Source organism: Streptomyces sp. NBC_01016 (assembly GCF_026341035.1).
GTDB lineage: Bacteria > Actinomycetota > Actinomycetes > Streptomycetales > Streptomycetaceae > Streptomyces.
Map to the genome: position 1 here is coordinate 5,539,536 of NZ_JAPEOQ010000001.1, position 21,375 is coordinate 5,560,910.

Annotated in this window: 18 protein-coding genes and 1 pseudogene; 11 read left to right on the plus strand and 8 right to left on the minus strand. The window is 70.4% G+C overall.

What is annotated here, in order from left to right:
* Positions 1–2: 2 nt before the first annotated feature.
* Positions 3–1,346: a glutamate-1-semialdehyde 2,1-aminomutase gene (locus OG746_RS24915; RefSeq protein WP_266718046.1), complete on the plus strand. Its 1,344-nt coding sequence runs from the start codon at positions 3–5 to the stop codon at positions 1,344–1,346.
* 39 nt (positions 1,347–1,385) lie between these two features.
* Here OG746_RS24915 and OG746_RS24920 read toward each other — a convergent pair whose 3' ends face one another.
* On the minus strand, positions 1,386–2,084 hold the full coding sequence (locus OG746_RS24920; RefSeq protein WP_266719182.1) for a phosphatase PAP2 family protein: 699 nt from the start codon (positions 2,082–2,084) through the stop codon (positions 1,386–1,388).
* A 279-nt stretch (positions 2,085–2,363) separates the two neighbouring features.
* Here OG746_RS24920 and OG746_RS24925 point away from each other — a divergent pair, with 279 nt between their 5' ends.
* The gene (locus tag OG746_RS24925; RefSeq protein WP_266718048.1) at positions 2,364–3,812 is read left to right on the plus strand and encodes a DEAD/DEAH box helicase; all 1,449 of its coding nucleotides are present in this window, start codon (positions 2,364–2,366) and stop codon (positions 3,810–3,812) included.
* 21 nt (positions 3,813–3,833) lie between these two features.
* On the opposite strand, the gene OG746_RS24930 is transcribed toward OG746_RS24925, so the two are convergent.
* Positions 3,834–5,636 (minus strand): sigma-54-dependent Fis family transcriptional regulator, encoded by a 1,803-nt coding sequence (locus OG746_RS24930; RefSeq protein WP_266718050.1) that lies wholly within the window; start codon positions 5,634–5,636, stop codon positions 3,834–3,836.
* 219 nt (positions 5,637–5,855) lie between these two features.
* Between OG746_RS24930 and OG746_RS24935 the strand changes: the two genes are divergently transcribed.
* The 4 genes from OG746_RS24935 to OG746_RS24950 all read left to right on the plus strand — a co-directional run bounded on the left by OG746_RS24935 (position 5,856) and on the right by OG746_RS24950 (position 9,465).
* Entirely contained in the window at positions 5,856–6,650 is a 795-nt protein-coding gene (locus OG746_RS24935) for an acetoin reductase (RefSeq protein ID WP_266718052.1), read from the plus strand.
* Between the two features lie 70 nt (positions 6,651–6,720).
* Complete coding sequence (locus tag OG746_RS24940; protein ID WP_266718054.1) at positions 6,721–7,722, plus strand: amidohydrolase family protein; 1,002 nt, start codon at positions 6,721–6,723, stop codon at positions 7,720–7,722.
* 1 nt (position 7,723) lies between these two features.
* Positions 7,724–8,443 (plus strand): iron-sulfur cluster assembly protein, encoded by a 720-nt coding sequence (locus tag OG746_RS24945; protein ID WP_266718056.1) that lies wholly within the window; start codon positions 7,724–7,726, stop codon positions 8,441–8,443.
* Entirely contained in the window at positions 8,440–9,465 is a 1,026-nt protein-coding gene (locus tag OG746_RS24950) for an NAD(P)-dependent alcohol dehydrogenase (RefSeq protein ID WP_266718058.1), read from the plus strand. The genes OG746_RS24945 and OG746_RS24950 overlap by 4 nt, the downstream gene beginning before the upstream one ends.
* 93 nt (positions 9,466–9,558) lie before the next feature.
* Here OG746_RS24950 and OG746_RS24955 read toward each other — a convergent pair whose 3' ends face one another.
* Positions 9,559–10,464, minus strand: coding sequence for an alpha/beta fold hydrolase (locus OG746_RS24955; RefSeq protein ID WP_266718059.1), 906 nt, complete (start codon positions 10,462–10,464; stop codon positions 9,559–9,561).
* 152 nt (positions 10,465–10,616) lie between these two features.
* Here OG746_RS24955 and OG746_RS24960 point away from each other — a divergent pair, with 152 nt between their 5' ends.
* Positions 10,617–11,798 carry an NAD(P)/FAD-dependent oxidoreductase gene (locus tag OG746_RS24960; RefSeq protein ID WP_266718061.1) on the plus strand — a complete coding sequence of 394 codons (1,182 nt, stop codon included), beginning with the start codon at positions 10,617–10,619 and terminating at the stop codon, positions 11,796–11,798.
* A gap of 162 nt (positions 11,799–11,960) precedes the next feature.
* A complete protein-coding gene (ccrA, locus tag OG746_RS24965) occupies positions 11,961–13,337 on the plus strand; it encodes a crotonyl-CoA carboxylase/reductase (RefSeq protein ID WP_266718063.1) in 1,377 nt (458 codons plus the stop codon).
* A 41-nt stretch (positions 13,338–13,378) separates the two neighbouring features.
* Here ccrA and OG746_RS24970 read toward each other — a convergent pair whose 3' ends face one another.
* From OG746_RS24970 to OG746_RS24980, 3 genes and pseudogenes are all read right to left on the minus strand, one after another.
* Positions 13,379–15,490 carry an ATP-binding protein gene (locus OG746_RS24970; RefSeq protein WP_266718065.1) on the minus strand — a complete coding sequence of 704 codons (2,112 nt, stop codon included), beginning with the start codon at positions 15,488–15,490 and terminating at the stop codon, positions 13,379–13,381.
* 198 nt (positions 15,491–15,688) lie between these two features.
* Positions 15,689–16,336: pseudogene (locus OG746_RS24975) on the minus strand (GlxA family transcriptional regulator); the annotation flags it as partial.
* Between the two features lie 97 nt (positions 16,337–16,433).
* Entirely contained in the window at positions 16,434–17,075 is a 642-nt protein-coding gene (locus OG746_RS24980; RefSeq protein WP_266718067.1) for an FMN-dependent NADH-azoreductase, read from the minus strand.
* 170 nt (positions 17,076–17,245) lie between these two features.
* Between OG746_RS24980 and sigJ the strand changes: the two genes are divergently transcribed.
* Together sigJ and OG746_RS24990 are read left to right on the plus strand one after the other, a co-directional pair.
* A complete protein-coding gene (gene sigJ, locus OG746_RS24985) occupies positions 17,246–18,136 on the plus strand; it encodes an RNA polymerase sigma factor SigJ (protein WP_266718069.1) in 891 nt (296 codons plus the stop codon).
* Positions 18,137–18,276: 140 nt separating this feature from the next.
* Positions 18,277–19,068, plus strand: coding sequence for a class I SAM-dependent methyltransferase (locus tag OG746_RS24990; protein WP_323179652.1), 792 nt, complete (start codon positions 18,277–18,279; stop codon positions 19,066–19,068).
* Between the two features lie 35 nt (positions 19,069–19,103).
* Here OG746_RS24990 and OG746_RS24995 read toward each other — a convergent pair whose 3' ends face one another.
* Positions 19,104–20,012, minus strand: coding sequence for an NADP-dependent oxidoreductase (locus OG746_RS24995; RefSeq protein ID WP_266718073.1), 909 nt, complete (start codon positions 20,010–20,012; stop codon positions 19,104–19,106).
* 219 nt (positions 20,013–20,231) lie between these two features.
* Between OG746_RS24995 and OG746_RS25000 the strand changes: the two genes are divergently transcribed.
* A complete protein-coding gene (locus tag OG746_RS25000; protein WP_266718074.1) occupies positions 20,232–20,588 on the plus strand; it encodes a MerR family transcriptional regulator in 357 nt (118 codons plus the stop codon).
* A gap of 144 nt (positions 20,589–20,732) precedes the next feature.
* Here the strand turns inward: OG746_RS25000 and OG746_RS25005 are convergent, their stop codons facing one another.
* Complete coding sequence (locus OG746_RS25005) at positions 20,733–21,341, minus strand: TetR/AcrR family transcriptional regulator (protein ID WP_266718075.1); 609 nt, start codon at positions 21,339–21,341, stop codon at positions 20,733–20,735.
* Between the last annotated feature and the right edge of the window lie 34 nt (positions 21,342–21,375).

The window sequence follows — 21,375 nt, forward strand, 5'->3', positions numbered from 1 at the left end:
ACGTGACCACCGAAGAGACGGCAGACACGAAAGAGTTCCAGCTGCCCCGCTCGCGGGTGGCCAACGAGCGGCTGCACGCCCTCATCCCCGGCGGCGCGCACACCTACGCCAAGGGCGACGACCAGTACCCCGAACACCTGGCCCCGGTCATCAGCCACGGCCGGGGCGCCCATGTGTGGGACATCGACGGCAACCGCTACATCGAGTACGGCTCCGGGCTGCGGTCGGTCAGCCTCGGCCACGCCCACCCCCGCGTGAACGAGGCGGCGCGGCGGGAGATCGACCGCGGCGGCAACTTCGTCCGGCCGTCCATGGTGGAGGCCGAGGCCGCGGAGCGCTTCCTCGCCACCGTGCCGACCGCCGAGATGGTGAAGTTCGCGAAGAACGGCTCAGATGTCACCACGGCGGCGGTGCGGCTCGCCCGCGCCGTCACCGGGCGCCCGCGGGTGGCGATCTGTGGTGACCAGCCGTTCTTCTCCGTCGACGACTGGTTCATCGGCACCACACCGATGCCCGCCGGCATTCCGGCGGCGACCACCGAGCTCACCGTGTCGTTCCCCTACGGGGACCTGGCCGCCACGGAGGAGCTGCTGACGCGGTACCAGGACGAGATCGCCTGCCTGATCCTCGAACCCGCCGGCCACATCGAGCCCCCGCCCGGTTACCTCGCTGGCCTGCGCGAATTGGCCGACCGGCACGGCTGCGTACTCGTCTTCGACGAGATGATCTCCGGCTTCCGCTGGTCCGAGGCGGGCGCCCAGGGTCTGTACGGGGTGGTCCCCGACCTCTCCACGTTCGGCAAGGCGCTGGGCAACGGGTTCGCCGTCTCGGCGCTCGGCGGGCGCCGGGCGCTCATGGAGCGGGGCGGGCTGCGTCATCCGCACGAGCGGGTGTTCCTGCTGTCCACCACGCACGGCGCGGAAACGCACTCCCTGGCCGCCGCGATGGCCGTGCAGAGCACCTACGTCGAGGAGGGCATCACCGCGCGGCTGCACGCCCTCGGCGAGCGGCTGGCCGCCGGTGTGCGCGGGGCCGCGTCGGGCGCGGGCGTCGGTGAGCACGTCGTCGTCCGGGGCCGGGCCAGCAACCTCGTCTTCGCCACCCTCGACGAGTACGGGCAGCCCTCGCAGGAGTACCGCACCCTGTTCCTGCGCCAACTCCTCGCGGGCGGGGTGCTGGCGCCGTCGTTCGTGGTGAGCAGCGCACTCGACGACGCCGACATCGACCGCACGGTCGACGTGGTGGCGCAGGCATGTGCGGTGTACCGCAAGGCACTTGATGCGGGTGACCCCACACCGTGGCTGGGCGGGCGGCCGGTGAAGCCGGTGTTCCGGCCCCTGGTGTGAAGTGATGTGACGTGATCTGGCGTGATCTGGCGTGATGTCTCAGCGGCGGTCGCGCCGGGCCGCGTCCGCCGCCCGGTCGACCAGCCACGCGGTCACCGGTACCACCGCGAGCGCGGTGCACCAGCCGCCGAGGACATCCGTCGCGTAGTGCGCGCTCAGGGCGACCTGCGCCCAGCCCATGACGGCGCCCGCGACCAGTGCCGCCGCCAGCATCAGCCCCGTGCCCGCCGCTCCGCCGAGACCGAGTCGGCCGACCGCGAGCAGGGCGAGCACGAGGGCGAGCGCGGTGAGGAACGCGGTGTGGCCGCTCGGATAGGACAGGTTCTCCGGGCCGTGGATGGTGCGCCCCACAAGGGGCTTGATCAGTGTCCCGGTCCCCACGGTCAGCGCGACGCCCGCGACGACCAGCACCGCCGCGCGAGGACGCCGCAGCAGCAGGCAACCCGTCACCGCGGCCGCGACCAGCACCGCCGAGCCCACGAATCCCCCCAGGAAGTCGATGACCAGCGCGATGCCCCGCCACGGCTGCCCCACGCTGTCCGCCGTCGGGTCGACGACCCAGCTGTCCACCCTGCCGGGCGCGCTGTCCCCGGCGTACAGGACTCCGAGCGCGACGACCACCAGCGCGGCGAGGGACGCGATCGGCCAGAGCCAGACGCGCAGCGCCGTGGGCAGTACCCGGGCCGGCTCGGCGACGGTCCCGTCGCGGCCACCACGGCCCGGACCTGCTTCTGTCAGGCGATCCAACGCGAGCCCCCCGTCGTGTCCCACCCACCTTTGGTGACCCTATCCGGCCCGTGTACGTGGCACCGCTTCAACTCGCCAAGTAGGTACCGGAGTTGAAACGGGGCAGCGAAGGGGTGCCAGGGCGACGGGTGAAGGTCGCCCGGTTGCCCGTGCTAGCGTTGAGCGTTTGCAGCGCAGCTGTGCCGGTGTCCCGTCGGGTGCCGCCGGCCGGCCGCCGCGTCCCCGCCGCGCCTTCCTCGGTACGGTCCCATCTTCGGAGGAAGGCTCTCTGTGAGCGAATCAGCACGTGCCGACGACGACCGGCGGCAGGACGAGGCGCCGGGTACCGCTCCCGTTCCCGTGACGTCCTTCGCGGAGCTCGGTCTTCCGGCCGCGGTGCTGCGCACGCTCGACGAGCAGGGTGTGACGAAGCCCTTCCCCATCCAGGCGGCGGCGCTGCCGAACGCGCTCGCGGGACGGGACGTCCTCGGCCGGGGCCGCACCGGCTCGGGCAAGACGCTCGCCTTCGGCCTGGGGCTGCTCGCCCGCATCGCCGGGCGGCGCGCGCAGTCCAAGGAGCCCCTCGCCCTCGTGCTGGTGCCCACGCGTGAGCTGGCGCAGCAGGTCACCGAGGCGCTCACCCCGTACGCCGAGGCGCTGCGGCTGCGGATGGCGACCGTGGTGGGCGGCGTGTCCATCGGTCGGCAGTCCGCCGCGCTGCGGGACGGCGCCGAGGTCGTCGTCGCGACGCCCGGCCGGCTGCACGACCTGATCGAGCGCAAGGGCTGCCGCCTCGGCCGGGTGGGCATCACGGTGCTGGACGAGGCCGACCAGATGTGCGACATGGGATTCCTGCCGCAGGTCACCGAGATCCTGGACCAGGTGCGGACCGACGGGCAGCGGATGCTGTTCTCCGCCACCCTCGACGCCGACGTCGACCAGCTGGTGCAGCGTTACCTGCGCGACCCGGCCGAGCACTCCGTGGACCCCTCGTCGAGCTCCGTCTCCACGATCGAGCACCACGTCCTCGTGGTGCACGGCCCGGACCGGTGGTCCGTCGCCACGGAGATCGCCGCACGGGACGGCCGCGTCCTGCTCTTCCTCGACACCAAGCACGGCGTCGACCAGCTCACCAAGCACCTGCGGGGCAGCGGAGTGGCCGCGGCCGCGCTGCACAGCGGCAAGGCGCAGCCGCAGCGCACCCGGACCCTGGCCCAGTTCAAGAACGGCGAGGTCACCGCCCTGGTGGCGACGAACGTCGCCGCGCGCGGCCTGCACATCGACGACCTCGACCTCATCGTCAACGTGGACCCGGCGACCGACCCCAAGGACTACCTCCACCGCGCGGGACGCACGGCCCGCGCCGGCCGCTCCGGCACCGTCGTGTCCCTGGTCCTGTCGGGCCAGCGCCGCGAGACGAGCCAGGTCATGGCGGACGCCGACGTCACCGCGAAGGTCACCAAGGTACGGTCCGGCGAGGCCGAGCTGAGCCGCATCACCGGCGCCAGGGCCCCCTCCGGCAAGCCCCTCGACGGCGGCCCCGCCCAGCGCCCCAAGAACCAGAACACCCCGTTCCGCGGCCTGGGCAGCACCAAGAACCCGAAGAGCACCTCCGGCTCCGGGACCGGATCCGGGGCAGGCTCCACCACCGGCTCCGGCACCCGTGGCTCCCGCAAGACCAACGAGGCCCGCAAGCTCGCGGAGGCACGGAAGGCGGCGCGGGTGCGCCGCGGGGGCTGATCCGCGACCAGGTCGCCCGATTCAGCGGCCTGCCGGAAGCGTGATCCCGTAGGCCCGCATCTTCCGGTAGATCGTTGTGCGCGAGATGCCGAGCCGCTGCGCCGCCAGCAGTTTGTTGCCGTCCGCCGCCAGCAGGGCCTGGACCAGGGTGTCGCGTTCGGACGCCTCCCAGGCGCTGAGCGAGCGGCCGCCCGCGCTGTGCAGGGACGGCGGCAGGTCGCGGAGTTCGATCCGGTAGGTGCGGCGGCCCGCCGCGGCCTCGCGCAGGGCGGCGTCCAGTTGCCGGATGTTGCCGGGCCAGTCGTGGCGACGCAGCAGCGGCAGCACCTCCGGTGCGCACTCGACGTCCGCGCCGATGCGCAGCAGCAGACGGTCGACCAGGGCGGGGAGGTCCGCGAGGCGGTGTCGCAGGGCGGGAACGGCCGCCGCTTCGACGAAGCAGCGCCTCAGGGGCTCGGGTACGCCTTGTGCCCGGTGGAGCGTGCCCACGATCCACGTGCCCTGTGCCGCCGCGGCCTCCAGGGCCTGGGCGACGGCGGGTCCCTGTTCGGGGGACACGGCGTCGACGTTTCGGAGGACCAGGGCGCGGCCCGGACCCGTGGGCGCCTCTCGCAGGGCGGTCGGCAGGTCGGTTCCGGTGTCGGTCGCCCGAGGGGCCGTGGTGTCCACGATGGCGGGGGTCGACGTCGCGCCGGTCAGTGCGTGCGCGGCGCCGGCCAGCGCGGACTTGCCCGTTCCTGCCTCGCCGTGGAGGAGGAGCGGCGTCCGTTCGCGGGCGCAGCGGGACGTCGTACGGGAGACCGTGTTCCATGCCGGGTCCGTCCCGGCCAGGCCCGGTAGTGGCCACGGCCGGGTCGCGTCCTGCTCCGTCCGCGTACGGGAGCCGGAACGGGGCCGGCCGCCGGACGGGAGGTCGGCGAAGGCCAGCTCCAGCAGGTACCCGGCCGCGCCCGCCGAGCTGTCGACCTGGCGGCAGCGCATCAACACGGTCTCCCCGCCGGTCAGTTGCACCTCCTGGCGGGTGCGCGGCGCGTGCCCCAGTTCGGCGGCGGCCTCGTGCAGCAGCCGGTGGTCGTCGCCCGTGAGCCGCGCGGAGGCGGCGGAGTTGGCGAGTACGAGATCGTGGCCGAGACAGAGCACCGGCCGGTCACCGTAGTGGCTCACCTGCTGGAACGCCTCCAGGAGCGCACGCTGGTGCGAGCTGCTGAACTCGTACATCACGCGCGCGATGTCGCCCGCGGCCTCCTGCACCAGGGCCGCCATGAGCGTGCGCGCCGGGCCGTTCCAGCACGTCAGGTTCATGGCCCCCTCTACTCGCCCGGTGACCGAGTTGCGGATCGGGGCAGCCGCGCAAGAGACGCTCTGCAGGCGTTCGTTGAAGTGCTCGGTGCCGAGGACCACGTTGGGCCGGCGCTCCTCCAGGGCGACCCCGATGCCGTTCGTGCCGACGAACTGTTCGGCGTAGTTGAAGCCGGGGGCCAGGTGCACCCGGTCCAGGTGCGTCGAGAGTCGCTTCTCCCCGACGCGGCGGTCGCGCACCCAGCCCTTGCGGTCCGTCACGATCACCGAGGCGTCCGAACCCGCCAACGTCCGTTCCAACCGGTCGAGGACGGGCGCGGCGGCGCGGACCAGGCGGCTCTCCCGGTCGTAGTCCGGCTGGTAGGGGGCGACCACCTCGTCCGTGCCGACCCCCAGGTACTTGGAACGCTGCCAGGAGTTGCGGATGCCCTCGGGCACGATCTGCGCAGGCGGTTCCGCATGCGTGAGGAATTGCAGGCGCGCTCGCGCGATGGTCCGGTCCCGCTCCGTGCTGTCACTGAGCATGGCGTCTCCGATGGGCGTGTTTCCGCCATATTACGAACGTGTTTGTACCCGACAACCAGCTGTTCGCCAAGACTCCCTGTGCGTTTTCCGTGCACTGCTACAGGAGCCGGGCCCGTTGTGTTCCACATTGAAAAACTCGACGGAGCCCCCGGCCCCCACGCTGATGGTCGGCGCCGCACAACCGGTGCGGTCGCCCGCCGTCGAGCACAGGAGCCCGCTATGACTTCCGCCGACAACGCGCCCCGTACCGCGATCGTCACCGGCGCCGCCCGCGGCATCGGCCGCAGCATCGCGGAGCGGCTGGCCGCGGACGGACTCGATGTCGCCGTCGCCGACCTCCCCGGCATGAGCGAGGAACTCGGCGAGGTGGCGGCCGGCATCGAGAAGACCGGCCGTCGTTCCCTCGCCGTGCACGCCGACGTGTCCAGCAAGGAGCAGACCGACGCGCTCGTCGAGGAGGTCGCCGGCCGCTTCGGCAGGGTCGACGTCTACGTCGCCAACGCCGGTATCGCCAGGGTCACTCCGCTCCTCGACACCGGGCTCGACGAGTTCGAGCAGATCATGGCCGTGAACCTGCGCGGCGTCTTCCTCTCCTACCAGGCCGCCGCGCGGCAGATGATCGCCCAGGGCGGCGGCGGAAAGATCATCGGCGCGGCCTCGATCGTCGCGTACCGCCCGTTCGCGCTGCTCGGCACCTACTCGGCGTCGAAGTGGGGCGTACGCGGACTGACCCAGGCCGCCGCCATGGAGTGGGCGCAGCACGGCATCACCGTCAACGCGTACTGCCCGGGAATCGTCGGCACCGACATGTGGGACCTGATCGACGAGCGTCTCGCGCAGGAGGAGGGCCTGCAGAAGGGCCGGGCCATCAAGAAGTACGCGGAGGCGATCGCGCTCGGCCGCGTCGAGGAGCCCTCGGACGTCGCGTCCTTCGTCTCGTACCTGGCCTCGCGGGACTCGGACTACATGACAGGACAGTCCGTCATGATCGACGGCGGCATCCAGTTCTCCTGACGCGCACCAAGGAACCAAGGAACCGGGGGCCCGACCCGAGGAACCCGACCCGAGGACCCGAGGAGGACAGATGTATTCCAAGGACGGCGAGAACTACTTCATCGTCGACGCGCACATCGCACTCTGGGACGCCCGCCCCGAGAACCAACTCAACATCCACGGCAAGCAGTTCATCGACTGCTTCTACGACTACCACCGCAACCTGAGCCCGGAATCGGAACTCTGGACGTACGAGGAGTACCTCTACTACGGCGGCGAGCGCCTGATGAAGGACCTCTTCGTCGACGGGTACGTCGACCACGCCATCTTCCAGCCCGCGCGCCTGGGAGCGTTCTACCGATGCGGCTTCGGGCAGACGGAGGAAGCCTTCGCGCTCACCCAGAAGCACCCCGACAAGCTGACGTACAACCACTCCTGGGACCCCCGGTACGAGCAGAAGGGGCTCGACCAACTGCGGGGCGACGCCGAGCGGTTCCGGCTCAAGGGCGTGAAGCTGTACACCGCCGAGTGGAAGGGGGACAGCCGCGGATACAAGCTCGACGACCCGTGGACGTACCGCTATCTCGAGGTGTGCCAGGAACTCGGCATCAACAACGTGCACGTCCACAAGGGGCCGACGATCCGTCCGCTCGACCGGGACGCCTTCGACGTGGCGGACGTCGACAAGGTGGCCACGCAGTTCCCCGAGATGAACTTCGTCGTCGAGCACTGCGGACTGCCCCGCCTCGAGGACTTCTGCTGGATCGCCACGCAGGAGCCCAATGTGCACGCCGGCCTCGCTGTTGCGATCCCCTTCATCCACACCAGGCCCCGGTACTTCGCGCAGATCATCGGCGAACTGCTCTACTGGCTGGACGAGGACCGCATCCAGTTCTCCAGCGACTACGCGCTCTGGACGCCCCGTTGGCTGATCGAGCGGTTCGTCGACTTCCAGATCCCCGAGGACATGACGCCCGAGTACGCCCCGATCACCCTGGCGCAGAAAAAGAAGATCCTCGGGCTGAACGCGGCGGCCATGTACGACATCGAGGTCCCGGCCGGACTCGGTGTCGGCGAACCGGCGGTGGCCTGACATGACCGTCGACGCACGGGAACGCTCCGCCCGCGCCGCGCTGGACACGGTCCTCGACCCGGAGCTGGACGAGCCGATCACCGACCTGGGCTTCGTACGCTCCGTGACACTGACCCCCGACGGGGCGCTCACCGTCCGCCTCAGGCTCCCCACCTCGTTCTGCTCGCCCAACTTCGCGTACCTGATGGCCTCGGACTCCAAGGACGCGCTGACGGCACTGCCCTGGACGCGGGACGTCGTCGTGCTGCTCGACGACCACCACGACTCGGACCTGATCAACGGCGGGCTCGCCGAGGACGCGGGCTACCGCGGCACTTTCGGCGCCGAGGCGGAGAAGGATCTCGAAGCGCTCCGGCTGACATTCCGCCGCAAGGCCCATGTCGCCGCGATGGAGCGGGCGTTGACGCGCCTGCTCCGCGAGCACCCCGACCTCACCGAGGAGGACCTCCACGACGTGGTCCTCGGCGACCTCCCCGAGGCGCCGACATCCGGTGCGCTGCTGCGGCGTCGGGAGGCGCTCGGCCTTGGCGTGGCACCGTCCGACCCGGTACTGGTGGACGAGGAGGGGCGACGCGTCCCGCCGGGCGAGATCCCGCTCCGGCTGCGCTTCGCCCGTGCGGTCCGGGTGTCGATCGACGGCAACGCGCACTTCTGCCGGGGGCTGCTGCGCACCCGCTATCCGCAAGCCGCGGACGACCAATCGAAGGAGAGCGTCTCGTGAAGGCAGTCCAGGTCGTGGGCTACGGCAAGAACCTCGAGATGGCCGAGGTCCCGGCCCCCGAGGTGACCGGCCCGTTCGATGTGATCGTCAGGATCGGCGGCGCCGGCGTGTGCCGCACCGACATCCACATTCTGGAGGGGCAGTGGGCGCAGAAGTCCGGCGTGACACTGCCGTACACGATCGGCCATGAGAACGCCGGCTGGGTGCACGCCGTCGGCAGCGCCGTCACCAACGTCGCCGAGGGCGACAAGGTCATCGTGCACCCGCTGATCACCTGCGGTCTTTGCCGCGCCTGCCGGGCCGGCGACGACGTGCACTGCGAGAACAACCAATTCCCCGGCATCGATACGGCCGGTGGCTACGCCGAGTACCTGAAGACCTCCGCGCGCAGCGTGGTGCGGATCGACGACTCCCTCGAACCGGCCGACGTCGCGGCGCTCGCCGACGCGGGACTCACGGCGTACCACGCGGCGGCCAAGGCGGCCCGCAGGCTGCGGCCGGGGGACCGCTGCGTGGTGATCGGCGCGGGCGGGCTCGGGCACATCGGCGTACAGGTGCTCAAGGCCCTCACCGCCGCCGAGCTCCTCGTCGTCGACCGCAATCCCGACGCGGTGGCCCTGGCCACGTCCATCGGGGCCGACCACGGCATCGTCGCCGACGGCGGCCACGTCGACCGGGTGCGCGAACTGACCGGCGGGCAAGGGGCGGAGGCGGTCATCGACTTCGTCGGCGAGGGCGGCTCCACCAAGGACGGCGTCGGCATGCTGCGCCCGGCCGGCGACTACCACGTGGTCGGCTACGGCGAGAACATCGACGTCCCGACGATCGACATCATCTCCGCCGAGATCAACTTCATCGGCAACCTGGTCGGCTCGTACAACGACCTGTGCGAACTGATGGTCCTGGCCGCACAGGACCGCGTCCGCCTGCACACCGCCAAGTACCCCCTGGACCGCTTCCAGGACGCGCTGGACGACCTGGAAGCCGGCCGCATCCGAGGCCGGGCGATCCTCACGCCTTGAGCGTCTCGGACGTCCCCGAACTGCACTGAGAACAAAGGGAGATGGCGCAGCAAGCCTTTCCCGTCTCGCCGCGCCGCCGTACGAAGCCCCACGCTACGACGCGGCGCCGACAGGCACCCTTTCCAGAGCCGGACGCTCGATCGACGTCAGAAAGTCGAGCGTGTCGATCGGCTGGTCGGTGAAGTAGTCCGCGATGAGCCGCGAGAACTCCTTGCCCCGTTCGAGATTGGGCAGATGGTCGGACTCGCGGATCAGGGCGAACTGCCCCTGCTGAATCGTTGCGGCTACTTCGCGTACGCGGTCCGGGGTGGAGAACTCGTCGTACTCACCGGTGAAGCACAGGGCCGGTACGTCGGGGATGCCACCGGGCGGAAGGCCGGGAGTGGCCAGGACGCGCTCCAGGATGGCGACGTGCCGGGGCACATCGGCCTCGGTGATGGCGCTCATCGTGCATGCCAGCAGCCGGGCCGTCACGGCACGCTTGCGGACGGGACGGTCCGGGTGCGCCATGAGCGCCTCGACCGTCACCCGGCCATAGGCGCTCGAAATGTCTCCGGAGGCGAGGCTGTCGACCATGGCGCGAAGCGCGGTCCGGCACTCCGCCGGGTACTCCATGGAAGCCCCGGCGAGCATCAGGCGCTTGACGCGCTCGGGCCGCCGTTGGACCAGCCGGTACGCGATGGGAACGCCGTACGAAGCGGCGAACAGATTCACGGCGTCCAACTCCAGCTGCCCGAGCAGATCGCCCAGCACCTCGGCGAGGAAGTCGAAGCCGTACTCCGCCGGCAGGTCGTCGGCCTTGCCCGACCCCGGGAGGTCGACGGTGATGACCGTCGCGACCTCCGTCCAGGGCTTCTCCAACCGCCGGAAGGCGTACATGTCCTGGAAGGAACCGCCCAGCAGCACGATGGGCTCTGTCCGAGGAGCGGGGTTCTCGACGATGCGGCAGTCATAGTCGAACCCTTTGAAGTGCATCCGACGTACGAATTCCTCAGGCATGAGCAGGTGACTCCTCGTAGTAGGGCAACGGTCACCAAGCCCAACGAACATCGGCTGACGGGGTAATGGATCAACAGAAGACCCACAGAAGACCCACATAAGACACCGGGATTCACTCGTCTCCCCAGATCTCGACAGAAAGGCACAGGGCCATGGATCGAGTCGTCGTTGTCGGGGCGGGCGTCCTGGGCGCAAGCGTCGCCTACCACCTCGCACGTTCTGGAGCCGACGTCGTCGTCCTGGAGGCGGAGCGGTCCGCGTCCGGCGCGTCGGGCGCCACCTTGTCCCTCGACGTGACGCATCTGCAGACCCCGTACGCCTACTACCGGTTGAACCGTGCGGGCTCCGAGGGGCACCTCCGCCTCGCCGAGGAAATCGGCGGTCCCTCGTGGCGGCACCCGGCGCCCCTGATCCAGTGGGCGGACGGCGAAGCGGCGCAACAGGCGCTGCGTGAGCGCGCGCTGCAGGTCCGGTCGTGGGGGCACGCATGCGACCTCGCCCCTGCGGCCGCACTGCGTGAGGCCGCTCCCGAGGTCGACCCTGCCGCCTGTTCCGCCGAGGAAGTCGTCGTGCACACCGGCGCGGCCTGGTTCGACGCGCCCCGTTTCGTGCAGGCCCTGTTGGAGGCGGCCGCGCGCCACGGAGCCGAACTGCACTCCCGCACTCCTGTCACCGGGCTGCTGCGGGAGGACTCCCGCGTCACGGGAGTGGTGGCAGGGGAGCGGCGCTTCACAGCCAGTACCGTCGTCAACTGCGCGGGATCCATGGCGGAGGCGCTCGCCGCGCTCGCGGGTGTGCGGCTGCCGATGAGGGCGGTGCCCGGGCTCCTCGTCGAGAGCGGCCGACTCCCTGACGTTCCGTTGGGGGCGATCCTCGCCGCCCCGGGGATCAACCTGCGGCCCACGCCGGACGGCGGGGTCCTGGCCCTGTCCCGGGACATCGACGCACGCCTCGACGCACGCCTCGGTGGGCCGCTCGACGGTCTTTCGCAGGAGCTGTTCCGGCGCGCGGGCGACGTCGTGCCAGAGCTGCGGCGGACCGGCTCCGCCGCCTCCCGTGTCGGTTTCTGCCCCGTGCCGCTGGACGAACTCCCCCTGGTGGGGGCCGTGCCCGGGGCGCCCGGCCTCTACCACCTCGTCGCGCACAGTGGGGTCACCCTTGCCCCGGTGCTCGGCCGGCTGGCCGCCGACGAGATCACGACCGGGCGGCCGTCTCCGGAGCTCGCCGCGTACCGCCCCGACCGGGCGATGTCCGGCGACGTGTATGCGGAGAACATGCGTGCCCTGGGGTGCCACGTTCCGCAGGGATCCGCAAAGCCCGACGTTCAGCTCTAGGCAGCTGCGGCAAGGCAGTTCGTCCGTGAGAGGCCCGCACATCGAGTGGCAGTATGCGTGTTTCCTGGCGCGTTGCCGGGTTTTGGTTCCTTCGCGATGGTGCAGGAGGTACAGGGGAGCCCGTGGACGGGAGACCCGGAGCTACCGAGAGGACATGTGTGGATGGCTACACCGTCGCAAGCCCTGGTGAACGGACAGGCCACGCAGGACGAGGTCGAGCGGATGCCGGTCCCGGACGAATATCTCGCCGCACATGTACGCGTGGAGGACATCGCCATGTTCGGCGACGCGACGGACAAGGACGTGCGCCGCTCGCTGCGCGTCGGTCCGGTCCCCATGCCCGAACTCGCCCCCGATGAGGCGCTGGTGGCCGTCATGGCCAGCTCGGTGAACTACAACACCGTGCTGACCGCCACGTTCGCACCGGTGCCCACGTTCCGGTTCCTGCAGCAGTTCGGCCGCCAGGGCGGGTGGGCCGCCCGGCACGACCAGCCGTACCACGTCGTCGGTTCCGACGCCGCCGGTGTCGTTCAACGCGTCGGCTCCGGTGTCCGCCACTGGAAGCCCGGGGACCACGTCGTGGTGAGCCCCGCCTACGTCGACGACCAGGAACCCGGCACGCACGCCGACGGCATGCTCGGCGCTCAGCAGCGCGCCTGGGGCTTCGAGACCAACTTCGGCGGACTGGCCGAGTACGCCATCGTCCGGGCGAGCCAACTCGTCCCCAAACCCGCCCTCCTGACGTGGGAAGAGGCCGCGGTGAACACCCTGTGCGCGGGCACCGCCTACCGGATGCTGGTCGGCGAGCACGGTGCCCGCCTCAAACAGGGGGACGTCGTGCTGATCTGGGGCGCCGCCGGCGGACTCGGCGCCTACGCCGTCCAGTTCGCCAAGAACGGCGGAGCGCTCCCCATCGGCGTCGTCACCTCACAGCACAGCGCCGACGTGCTGCACCGGCTCGGATGCGACATCGTCATCGACCGCGCAGAGATCGGCCTCACCGACGACGCGGCCGATGACCCCGACCATGTGCTGGAGATCGGCAAGAAACTCGGCTCGATCATCCGAGCCAGGATCGGCCGCGACCCGGACATCGTGTTCGAACACACCGGCCGTGCCACCTTCGGCATCTCCGTCTTCGTGGTCCGCCGCGGCGGCACCGTCGTCACCTGCGGCTCCAGCAGCGGCCACCAACACAGCTACGACAACCGCTACTTGTGGATGCGGCTCAAACGCATCATCGGCAGCCACATCGCGAGCCTGCAGGAGACCTGGGACTGCAACAGACTCATCGGACTGGGCCACATCGTGCCGACCATGTCCGCGGTCTACCCGCTGTCCCGGTCACCCGAGGCGACCCGGCTCGTACAGACGAACCAGCACACCGGGAAGGTGGCGGTGCTCTGCCAGGCCCCACGCCCGGGGCTCGGCGTCACCGACACCGCGCTGCGCCACACCGTCGGCGAAGAACGACTGTCCCCGTTCCGCACCCCACGCCCCCTCATGACGCAGCACGAAACGAAGGCCGGATCCCGGTAGGTGGGCCCCGTCGAGCAGTTCCTTCGCTGGTTGACTAGCCGTCAGGGTGCGGGAGGCGCGTCGTGGTTGCTCAGAGCGAAGTGCACCGCGGCCGGACGCGGTTGCTCAGCGCCCTGGCGGTGCAGCGCCTCGTAGCGCTGGTCGCCGAGTGCCTGCCGCGCGGCGGCATGGAACTGGGCGTGCAATGCTCCCAGTTTCGGGTTGCCGACGAACGGGGCCGAGCCCGCCAGCTCCTCCACCGCGCACACCGCGCCGAACAGCCAGGCCGAGCGGGGGTGTCGTCCGTCCTGGGCGGCGACCCATGCCAACACGCTGAGCGAGGCCGCCTGACCGAGCAAGTCGTCGCGCGCGTACTGAAGTTCAAGGGCGCGGCGCCCCGCCCGGTCGGCAGCGGTGGTGTCCCCGAAGAGAATGTGGGCGATGCCGCTGGCGGTGAGGATGAACGCCGTGAAGTAGCTCTCCTCACTGCCTTCGCCGAACAGGTCGAGCGCTTCGTCGAAGTCGGCGAGCGCGGCGCCGGGGTTGCCGCCCATCGTATGGGCGATCCCACGGCGGATGGCAGCCAGACATGTGCCGGAGGCGTCGTCGACCTCGCGGAAGATCTCCGTCGCCCGATGCAGCAGATCCAGGCCCGAGCCGGGTTCGCCGGAGTAGGCCAGCGCAATCCCGCGGCTCATGGCGGCGTATCCGGCAAGTCGCCGGTCGGCGAGCCGGTCGGCGTCCTCTTGCGCCGCATCCGCGAACCGTAGTGCCGCCGTGTGCTCGCCCCGGTACGTCGCGAAGGTGCAGCTCCACACCAGTGTCGTGAACCGGTCGACCGAAGGGCCGGACGCGTGCTCGAGTGCCAGGTCCATCCAGTGGCCCGCCTCGCGGGGCTGCCCGGCACACACCCAGTACGCCCACATCGCCGCTGTCACCGCCACGGCCTCGTTGCCGCCGTCGTCGAGGGCATGGCCGAGGGCGGTGCGGAGATTCTCCCGATCGGGGACAAGTCCCCAGTACAACGGCACCTGTTGGGAGGTGAGAAAGCGGTCGGCGAAGTGGCGGATCAGCGACGTGTAGTGGCCGACGTGGCGGCGGCGACCGTCGTCGCGCTCGCCGATGGCCTCCAGCCACCAGGCACCGTACTCACGGATGGTGTCGAGCATCCGGTATCGCTCGGTGCTCCCGGACGGCTGCCAATTCAGGATGGACTTGTCGATGAGCGCATCCAGGACGACCTGGATCTTGGTGCCCGGCAGATGCGCGTCGGCACACACCTGCCGGGCCGACTCGGCGTCGAAGCCGCCCGCGAAGACGGAAAGGCGCGCCCACAGCAGTCGCTCCGCCGGGGTGCACAGTTCGTGACTCCAGCCGATCGCGGTGCGCAGCGCCTGGTGCCACGGCGGGGCGGCGTCGCGCACCACCTTCTCGGCGCTGCTCAGCACCGCGTAACGGTCCTCCAGGCGTTCGGTCAGTTCCGCCAGGGACAGTTCGCGCAGTCGTGCGGCCGCCAGCTCGATGGCGAGCGGCAGCCCGTCCAGGCGCCGGCACAGCCGTACCAGGTCCGGCCGGTTGGCATCGGTGACGGCGAAACCGGGCGCCACTTCGGCCGCGCGGGCAGCCAGCAGGACGGCCGCGTCCGTCGCCGCCCCGGCTACGTCCTTGTCGCTCTCCGGCACGGCCAGCGGCGCGACGGTCAACGTCTGCTCCTGGACCATGCCCAGCGGGCGGCGGCTCGTGACCAGAACCCGCAGCGCAGGCGCCCCGCGTAGCAATGCCTCGACCGCAAGCGCGCAGGGACCCACCAGATGCTCGCAAGTGTCCAGTACCAGCAGCATCTCGCGTTCGGCCAGATAGTCGACCAGCACATCGATCATCGGTCGCGTCGTCTGATCCGCCAGCGGCAACTCCTCGGCGATGGCGAGCGCCAGCACGGATCCGTATCGCACGGGGGACAGCTCCACCCACCACGCGCCGTCCCGGTAGGCCGGCTGCGCCTCGTGCGCGGACTGCAGCGCCAGCCGCGTCTTGCCCACCCCACCGACCCCCGTCAGGGTCACCAGGCGCGCATCCGTGAACAGCCGTCGGATCTCCGTCAGTTCGGGCCGCCGCCCGATCAGCTCCGGCGTCGCCGCGGGCAGATTCCCCGTGTGCTGCTTCCGCGTGGTCACATCGTCCCCTCGGCCCTTGCCCACCCGTCACCAGGAAATGGCGGACAGTCTGACGGCTCGTGCCACACGGCGTGACGACGAAGGGGAAAGCGATCGGAAATGGCCGCAACTCACAGAAGGACGGCGGCCGACGGCTCTCCTCTGATCAGGGCGTGCATGGATGCGCCTCCCAGAGGTTGTGGCAGGGGTGCCCCACCGTCAGGTCTGCCTGAAGGTGCGTCGGTAGGCGCCGGGCGTGGTGCCCAGTTGCGCTCGGAAGTGGCGGCGCAGGTTGACCGCCGAGGTGAGTCCGACACGGGTGGCGACGGCTTCGACGGGCAGGTCGGTCTGCTCAAGCAACGTCCGTGCCCCGTCGATGCGTTGGCCGAGCAGCCAGTGTCCGGGGCTGGTGCCGAGCTGTTCCGTGAACCGTCGGGCGAGGGTCCGGCTGGACAGCCCGGCGTGTTCGGCGAGGCGGTCGAGGGTGAGTCGGGTGTCGAGCCGGGAGGCGGCCCACTCCAACAGTGGCGCCAGTGACTCGTCCGCCTTGGCCGGTGCGGGCCCTGCTGCGTACTGGAGTTGGCTGCCCTCCCGGTGCGGCGGCAGGACCATGTTCCGGGCGACCTCGGTGGCGTAGGCCGCGCCGTGATCGGACCGCACGAGGTGCAGGCACAGGTCGATTCCCGCGTCGGTCCCCGCGCTGGTCGCTACGTCGCCGTGGTCCACGAAGAGCACGTCGTGGTCCACCTGCACCTCGGGGAAGGCGGCGGCGAGCCGGGCGGATTCGCGCCAGTGGGTGGCGGCGCGGCGGCCGTCGAGCAGTCCGGCCCGGGCGAGGACGAAGGCCCCCGTGCAGATCGACCGGATCGGCCGCGCGCTGACCGGCTTCTTCACGACGTAGAGGCAGCGGGTCAGGCGCCCTTCCAAGTCCCCTGGAAGAAGCCCGGCTTCTGCGCCGAGCAGCTCACCGGAAGGTGCTCGTGGTGGCGATGTCGCGGCCGGCTTCTCCAGCGGCGGTCAGGGCTTTGGCGTGGAGGTCCGCGGCGAGGTCTCCGAGGGGTTCCATACCGGGGGAGGCGGCGAGGGTGAGCTCACGTTCCACGACGGTGAGGTCGGCCTGCCACACGTCGGCGAGGATGCGCCTGAGGTACGGGGTGGAGTGGTCCCAGCCCTCGCGCGGAGTGCCGGGCGCGTAGCCGCCACCGCGCACTGTGGCCAGGACGGTCGGCTTGTCCTTGAGTACCGGGCAGGCCAGGGGCGCCCCGGAGATGACCAGGTCGACCCAGGTCTTGAAGTGCTGCGAGACGCCGAAGTTGTACAGCGGAACGGCCAGCACCACCGCCTCGGCGGCCTCCAGTTCCGCGACGAGCGACTCGGCGAGCAGGCGGGCGTCACGTTGGGCGGGCGTGCGGTCGGGCTCAGGTGTCAGAGCGCCGGTGTGGGCCTGCACCCAGGCGCCGGCGGGCAGCGGATCGGTGCCCAGGTGGCGGCGCACCACCGGCTCGTCCGGGTGGACTGCGGTCCACTCCGCTTCCACGATGTCGGCCAGTTCGGCGCCGGCCGAGGTGCCGGGAAGGATGCTGGCGTCAAGCCGGAACAGGCTCATAGTGTCTCCCTGGGGTGCTGCCGCGACAACGCGGCCGTCTGGCTCGCGAGTTCGTCCGGACAGTTCGACAGCACAGCCCCGCGGAATGTGAGGTGACACCGCGGCCTCACATTCCGGCGCGCTGTCTTGTCGTTCAGGTGAAGGCAGACACGACCGAGGGAGCCGTCACGATGACCACCCCAGGACTCGACGCGATCTTGAGCGAGCGGCGCCAGTTGCTCAATCTTGCCTACCGTCTCCTTGGCTCCCTCGCCGAGGCCGAGGACGCCGTGCAAGAGACCTGCACCCGCTGGTACGCCATGTCGCCGCAGCAGCAGGCCGCCATCGAGTCGCCCGGCGCCTGGCTGACGACCGTCGCCAGTCGCATCTGCCTCAACATGCTCGGCTCCGCCCGAGCCAGGCGCGAGACCTACGTGGGCGAATGGCTCCCCGAGCCGCTCCCCGGGCACACCGACAGCGGCGCGGCCGCCGACCCGGCCGACCGGATCACCCTGGACGAGTCGGTCAACCTGGCCTTCCTGGTCGTACTTGAAGCGATGACCCCGGCCGAACGCGTCGCGTTCATCCTGCACGACGTCTTCCGCTACTCCTTCGCGGAAGTGGCCGAGATCGTCGGCCGCACCCCGGCGGCCTGCCGACAGCTGGCCTCCTCCGCCCGCCGCCGGATCAGGGCCGCACAGCCTTCCGCGACCACGGCGACCCAACAGGCCGGCATCATCCGGGACTTCAAGCAGGCGTGGGAGGCCAAGGACATCGACACCCTGATCGGCCTCCTCGACCCCGACGCCGTGGCGGTCGGCGACGGCGGCGGCCTCGCCACCACCTTCCTGGACCCCATCGAAGGCGGCGAGCAGATCGCGCACGCCTGGATCGAAATCGCCCGCCGCAGGTCCGACGACATGACGTTCCTGGAACGCACGGTCAGTGGCACGCCCGGTGTGGTGGCCGAACAGAACGGCGTCATCGTGACGGTGTTCGCGTTCGAGATCACAGACGAGAAGATCAAGCGCATCTGGGTCGTGCGCAACCCCGAGAAGCTCCGTCACTGGACGACGGGCTGAGGTTGCCGCTGCGCACCTCGTCGCTCCAGCAGATGCTCGGCGACACCGGCGCGTTGAGCCCGCACCCTGCGATCGTGTTGGCCGGCGGCACCGAACTGTCAGTGCCGCAGGTGTTCGCTTGGCTGTAGGGGGAGTTGAACGTGCAGGACATGGATGTCGACCCCGTTGCCCACAATCGGGCAGCATGGGACAAGTGTGTCGAAGAGGGCAACGAGTGGTCGAGGCCGGTGAGTGCCGAGGATGTCGAGCGTGCCCGCACGGGCGACTGGTCGATTGTGCTCATCGGGCGCGAGCCGGTGGACCGCTCCTGGCTGCCGACGGACCTGACCGGCAAGGACGTGTTGTGCCTGGCCTCCGGCGGCGGTCAGCAGGGTCCGATCCTCGCCGCCGCAGGAGCGCGGGTCACCGTATTCGACAACTCGCCCCGCCAGCTCGGCCAGGACCGGATGGTGGCGGCGCGCGACGGACTCGAACTGCGCACCGTCCTGGGCGACATGTGCGACCTCAGCGCCTTCGGCGACGCGACATTCGACGTCGTGTTCCATCCGGTCTCCAACCTGTTCGTACCGGACGTGGCGCCGGTGTGGCGTGAGTGCTTCCGCGTCCTGCGGCCGGGCGGAACCCTGCTCGTGGGCTTCCTCAACCCTGATGCGTACTTGTTCGACCACGAGGCGCTCGACGAGCGCGGCGAGCTGGTCGTCGTGCACAAGCTGCCCTACAGCGACGTCACGCAGTACTCCGCCGAGGAACGCGCCACGAAGTTCGGCGCGGACGCCCCTCTTGAGTACAGCCACACCCTCAGCGGCCAGATCGGCGGGCAACTCGCCGCGGGGTTCGTCCTCACCGGCTTCGCGGAAGCGCCGCACCAATCCAACGCATCGGCTCAATACATGTCGAACTATTTCGCGACGCTGGCGGTCAAGCCGGGCTGACGGCCCTGTTCGGATGCAGATGCTGACGGCCCTGTTCAGATGCGGATAACGATCTTTCCTCGGGTGCGTCCGCGCTCGGCGTGCGCGTGGGCGTCGGCGATCCGCTCCAGGGGGTAGGCCTGTTCGATACGGGGTGTGTAGCGGCCCTGCCCGCCCAGTTCCGCCGCCGCGGACAGAAGAGTGGAGTCGTTCACCGCGTGGGCCACATGCGTGCCCAGGCGCTGTGCGCCCGCGTGGTCGGCGACCGTCGCGACGCGCTTCGGGTCGCCCGCGATCGAGACGAGGTCGTCCAGGGAGCCGGAGGCCGCGGTGTCGAGCACGAGGTCGACACCGTGAGGAGCGAGGGTGGTGAGGCGCTGTGCGAGGCCGGGGCCGTAGGTGGTGGGAACGGCGCCGAGAGAGGTGAGGAACTCGTGGTTGCGTTCGCTGGCTGTCCCGATCACAGTGGCAGCACCCTGCGCTACCGCGATCTCGACCGCCGCGCTGCCCACGCCTCCGGCGGCGCCCTCGACGAGGAGGGTGCGCCCCGCGAGGGAGCCGAGCGCGTTCAAGCCACCCATCGCGGTCACGGACGCGAGACCGGCGCCGGCGGCCTGCTCGTCGTTCCACGTGGCGGGGGTGTGTGCCCAGGCCGAAAGGATGAGCAGCTCCGCGGTCGCGCCGGTGACACCGCCCAGCCCGAAGACCCGGTCGCCGATGCTCACCCCCTGCACCCCGTCACCGATTTCGTCGACCACACCGGCGCCGTCGCGCCCGGGAATGCCGGGCAGATCCAGGGGGAAGATCTGGTGCAGGGCGCCGGAGCGCAGCTTCCAGTCGATGGGATTGACGCCGGCCGCCGCGACGCGGACACGAATCTCACCGGGTCCGGGGTGGGGATCGGGGGCCTGCTCGATCACCAGGATCTCCGCTCCGCCGTATGCGTGGAACCGGGCTGCGCGCATGATGGTCTGCCTCACTTTGACGGGCCGGAACGACGTGTTCGTCCGGCGTTCGCCACTCTAGAACCTGACGTCGACGTGAGGTGCAAGCCGAAACTGCCGCCCGGCTGCAGAGGGGGCAGGCGCGGGCGCAGTGCCTGCGCCAGTGCCCCCGGAGCCGGTATTGCTAGCCTTGACCTGACGTCAACGTGAGGTACGAGCGGGAAGGGGGCGACCTGCGTCATGCGCATCGGACAGCTCGCCAGGCGGTCGGGGGTCAGCGTGCGGGCCCTGCGCTACTACGAGGAGCAGCGGCTTCTGGAATCGGCGCGGACGGCTGGTGGACAGCGTGACTTTCCCGACGAAGCCCTGGAGCGGGTCCAGCTCATCCAGGACCTCTTCGCGGCCGGCCTCTCCAGCCGTACCGTCGTCGAACTCCTGCCGTGCGTGAGCACCGGCGTCGCGACCCCCGCCATGCTCGACCAGCTCATCGTCGAACGCGACCGCATCGCCGCACGCATCCAGGACCTGACCCGGGCCCAGACCAAACTCGGCCGCGTGATCGAGAATGTGGCCGCGGCGAACGTGGCGCAGGACTGATCGCCCCGTCGCGAGGGGTGATACCGGAGACGTGGACATGCGACTTCCTGCGGCCCCCATGAAGGCTGTGCCGAGTCACTTCCTGCCGAGCCGCCGGCTGCCCCCAAGTCTCTGCAGGTCCATCGGCGACGGAGCCGTTCCCGCCTATCGCGGCCCCGACGGATCGGCCGGTCGATTCGGCAGAGCCTTGGCATTCTTGGCCGCGGCCGCCGCGACGGTTGCCAGGTCTTCGCCCGAGAAACCGGCGCGGCTCAGCACCGCCAGGGATTTGTTCGTCGCCAGCGTGCACAACGCCAGCTCTGCCGCCTCCTGCTCGTCGGCCCCCGCCGCCAGCAACGCCTGCTCCAGCATCGCCCGCAAACCGTCGATCATGGCGCGGACCATCGCCCGGCCCTCCGCGTCGAGGGCCGGGAGCTGCGTTGCCGACACCGTGAGCAGGCAGCCGTCAGGGACCGCCTGGTCGGCGATGCGGTTCAGGGTGACCCGCAGGTAGGCGGCCACAACGGCGCTCGGGCTCGGGTGGGGGCCGGACAGCGCCTGCTCGTACAGCGGGTGGTACGTCTGCCCGTACCGTTGAAGGCTTTTCCGGAAGAGGGCGCTCTTGTCGCCGAAGGTGCCGTAGAGCGAGCCCCGGCCCAGGCCCGTGCCCTCGGTCAGGCGATCGATCGAGGCCTCCGAATAACCCCAGCGCCAGAAGACGTGCATCGCACGTCGTAGCGCCTCGTCCACGTCGAATTGTTTGCGGCCTGCCATGGTTCGTCAGCCTACACATCTTGTACCGATCGTT

Excerpts from the sequence above, each read along its gene's own strand:
- OG746_RS24930 (WP_266718050.1), bottom strand. The coding sequence starts at position 5,636 with ATGCTCAGTGACAGCACGGAGCGGGACCGGACCATCGCGCGAGCGCGC.
- OG746_RS24935 (WP_266718052.1), top strand. The coding sequence starts at position 5,856 with ATGACTTCCGCCGACAACGCGCCCCGTACCGCGATCGTCACCGGCGCC.
- OG746_RS24940 (WP_266718054.1), top strand. The coding sequence starts at position 6,721 with ATGTATTCCAAGGACGGCGAGAACTACTTCATCGTCGACGCGCACATC.
- OG746_RS24945 (WP_266718056.1), top strand. The coding sequence starts at position 7,724 with ATGACCGTCGACGCACGGGAACGCTCCGCCCGCGCCGCGCTGGACACG.
- OG746_RS24955 (WP_266718059.1), bottom strand. The coding sequence starts at position 10,464 with ATGCCTGAGGAATTCGTACGTCGGATGCACTTCAAAGGGTTCGACTAT.
- OG746_RS24960 (WP_266718061.1), top strand. The coding sequence starts at position 10,617 with ATGGATCGAGTCGTCGTTGTCGGGGCGGGCGTCCTGGGCGCAAGCGTC.
- ccrA (WP_266718063.1), top strand. The coding sequence starts at position 11,961 with ATGGCTACACCGTCGCAAGCCCTGGTGAACGGACAGGCCACGCAGGAC.
- OG746_RS24980 (WP_266718067.1), bottom strand. The coding sequence starts at position 17,075 with ATGAGCCTGTTCCGGCTTGACGCCAGCATCCTTCCCGGCACCTCGGCC.
- sigJ (WP_266718069.1), top strand. The coding sequence starts at position 17,246 with ATGACCACCCCAGGACTCGACGCGATCTTGAGCGAGCGGCGCCAGTTG.
- OG746_RS24995 (WP_266718073.1), bottom strand. The coding sequence starts at position 20,012 with ATGCGCGCAGCCCGGTTCCACGCATACGGCGGAGCGGAGATCCTGGTG.
- OG746_RS25000 (WP_266718074.1), top strand. The coding sequence starts at position 20,232 with ATGCGCATCGGACAGCTCGCCAGGCGGTCGGGGGTCAGCGTGCGGGCC.
- OG746_RS25005 (WP_266718075.1), bottom strand. The coding sequence starts at position 21,341 with ATGGCAGGCCGCAAACAATTCGACGTGGACGAGGCGCTACGACGTGCG.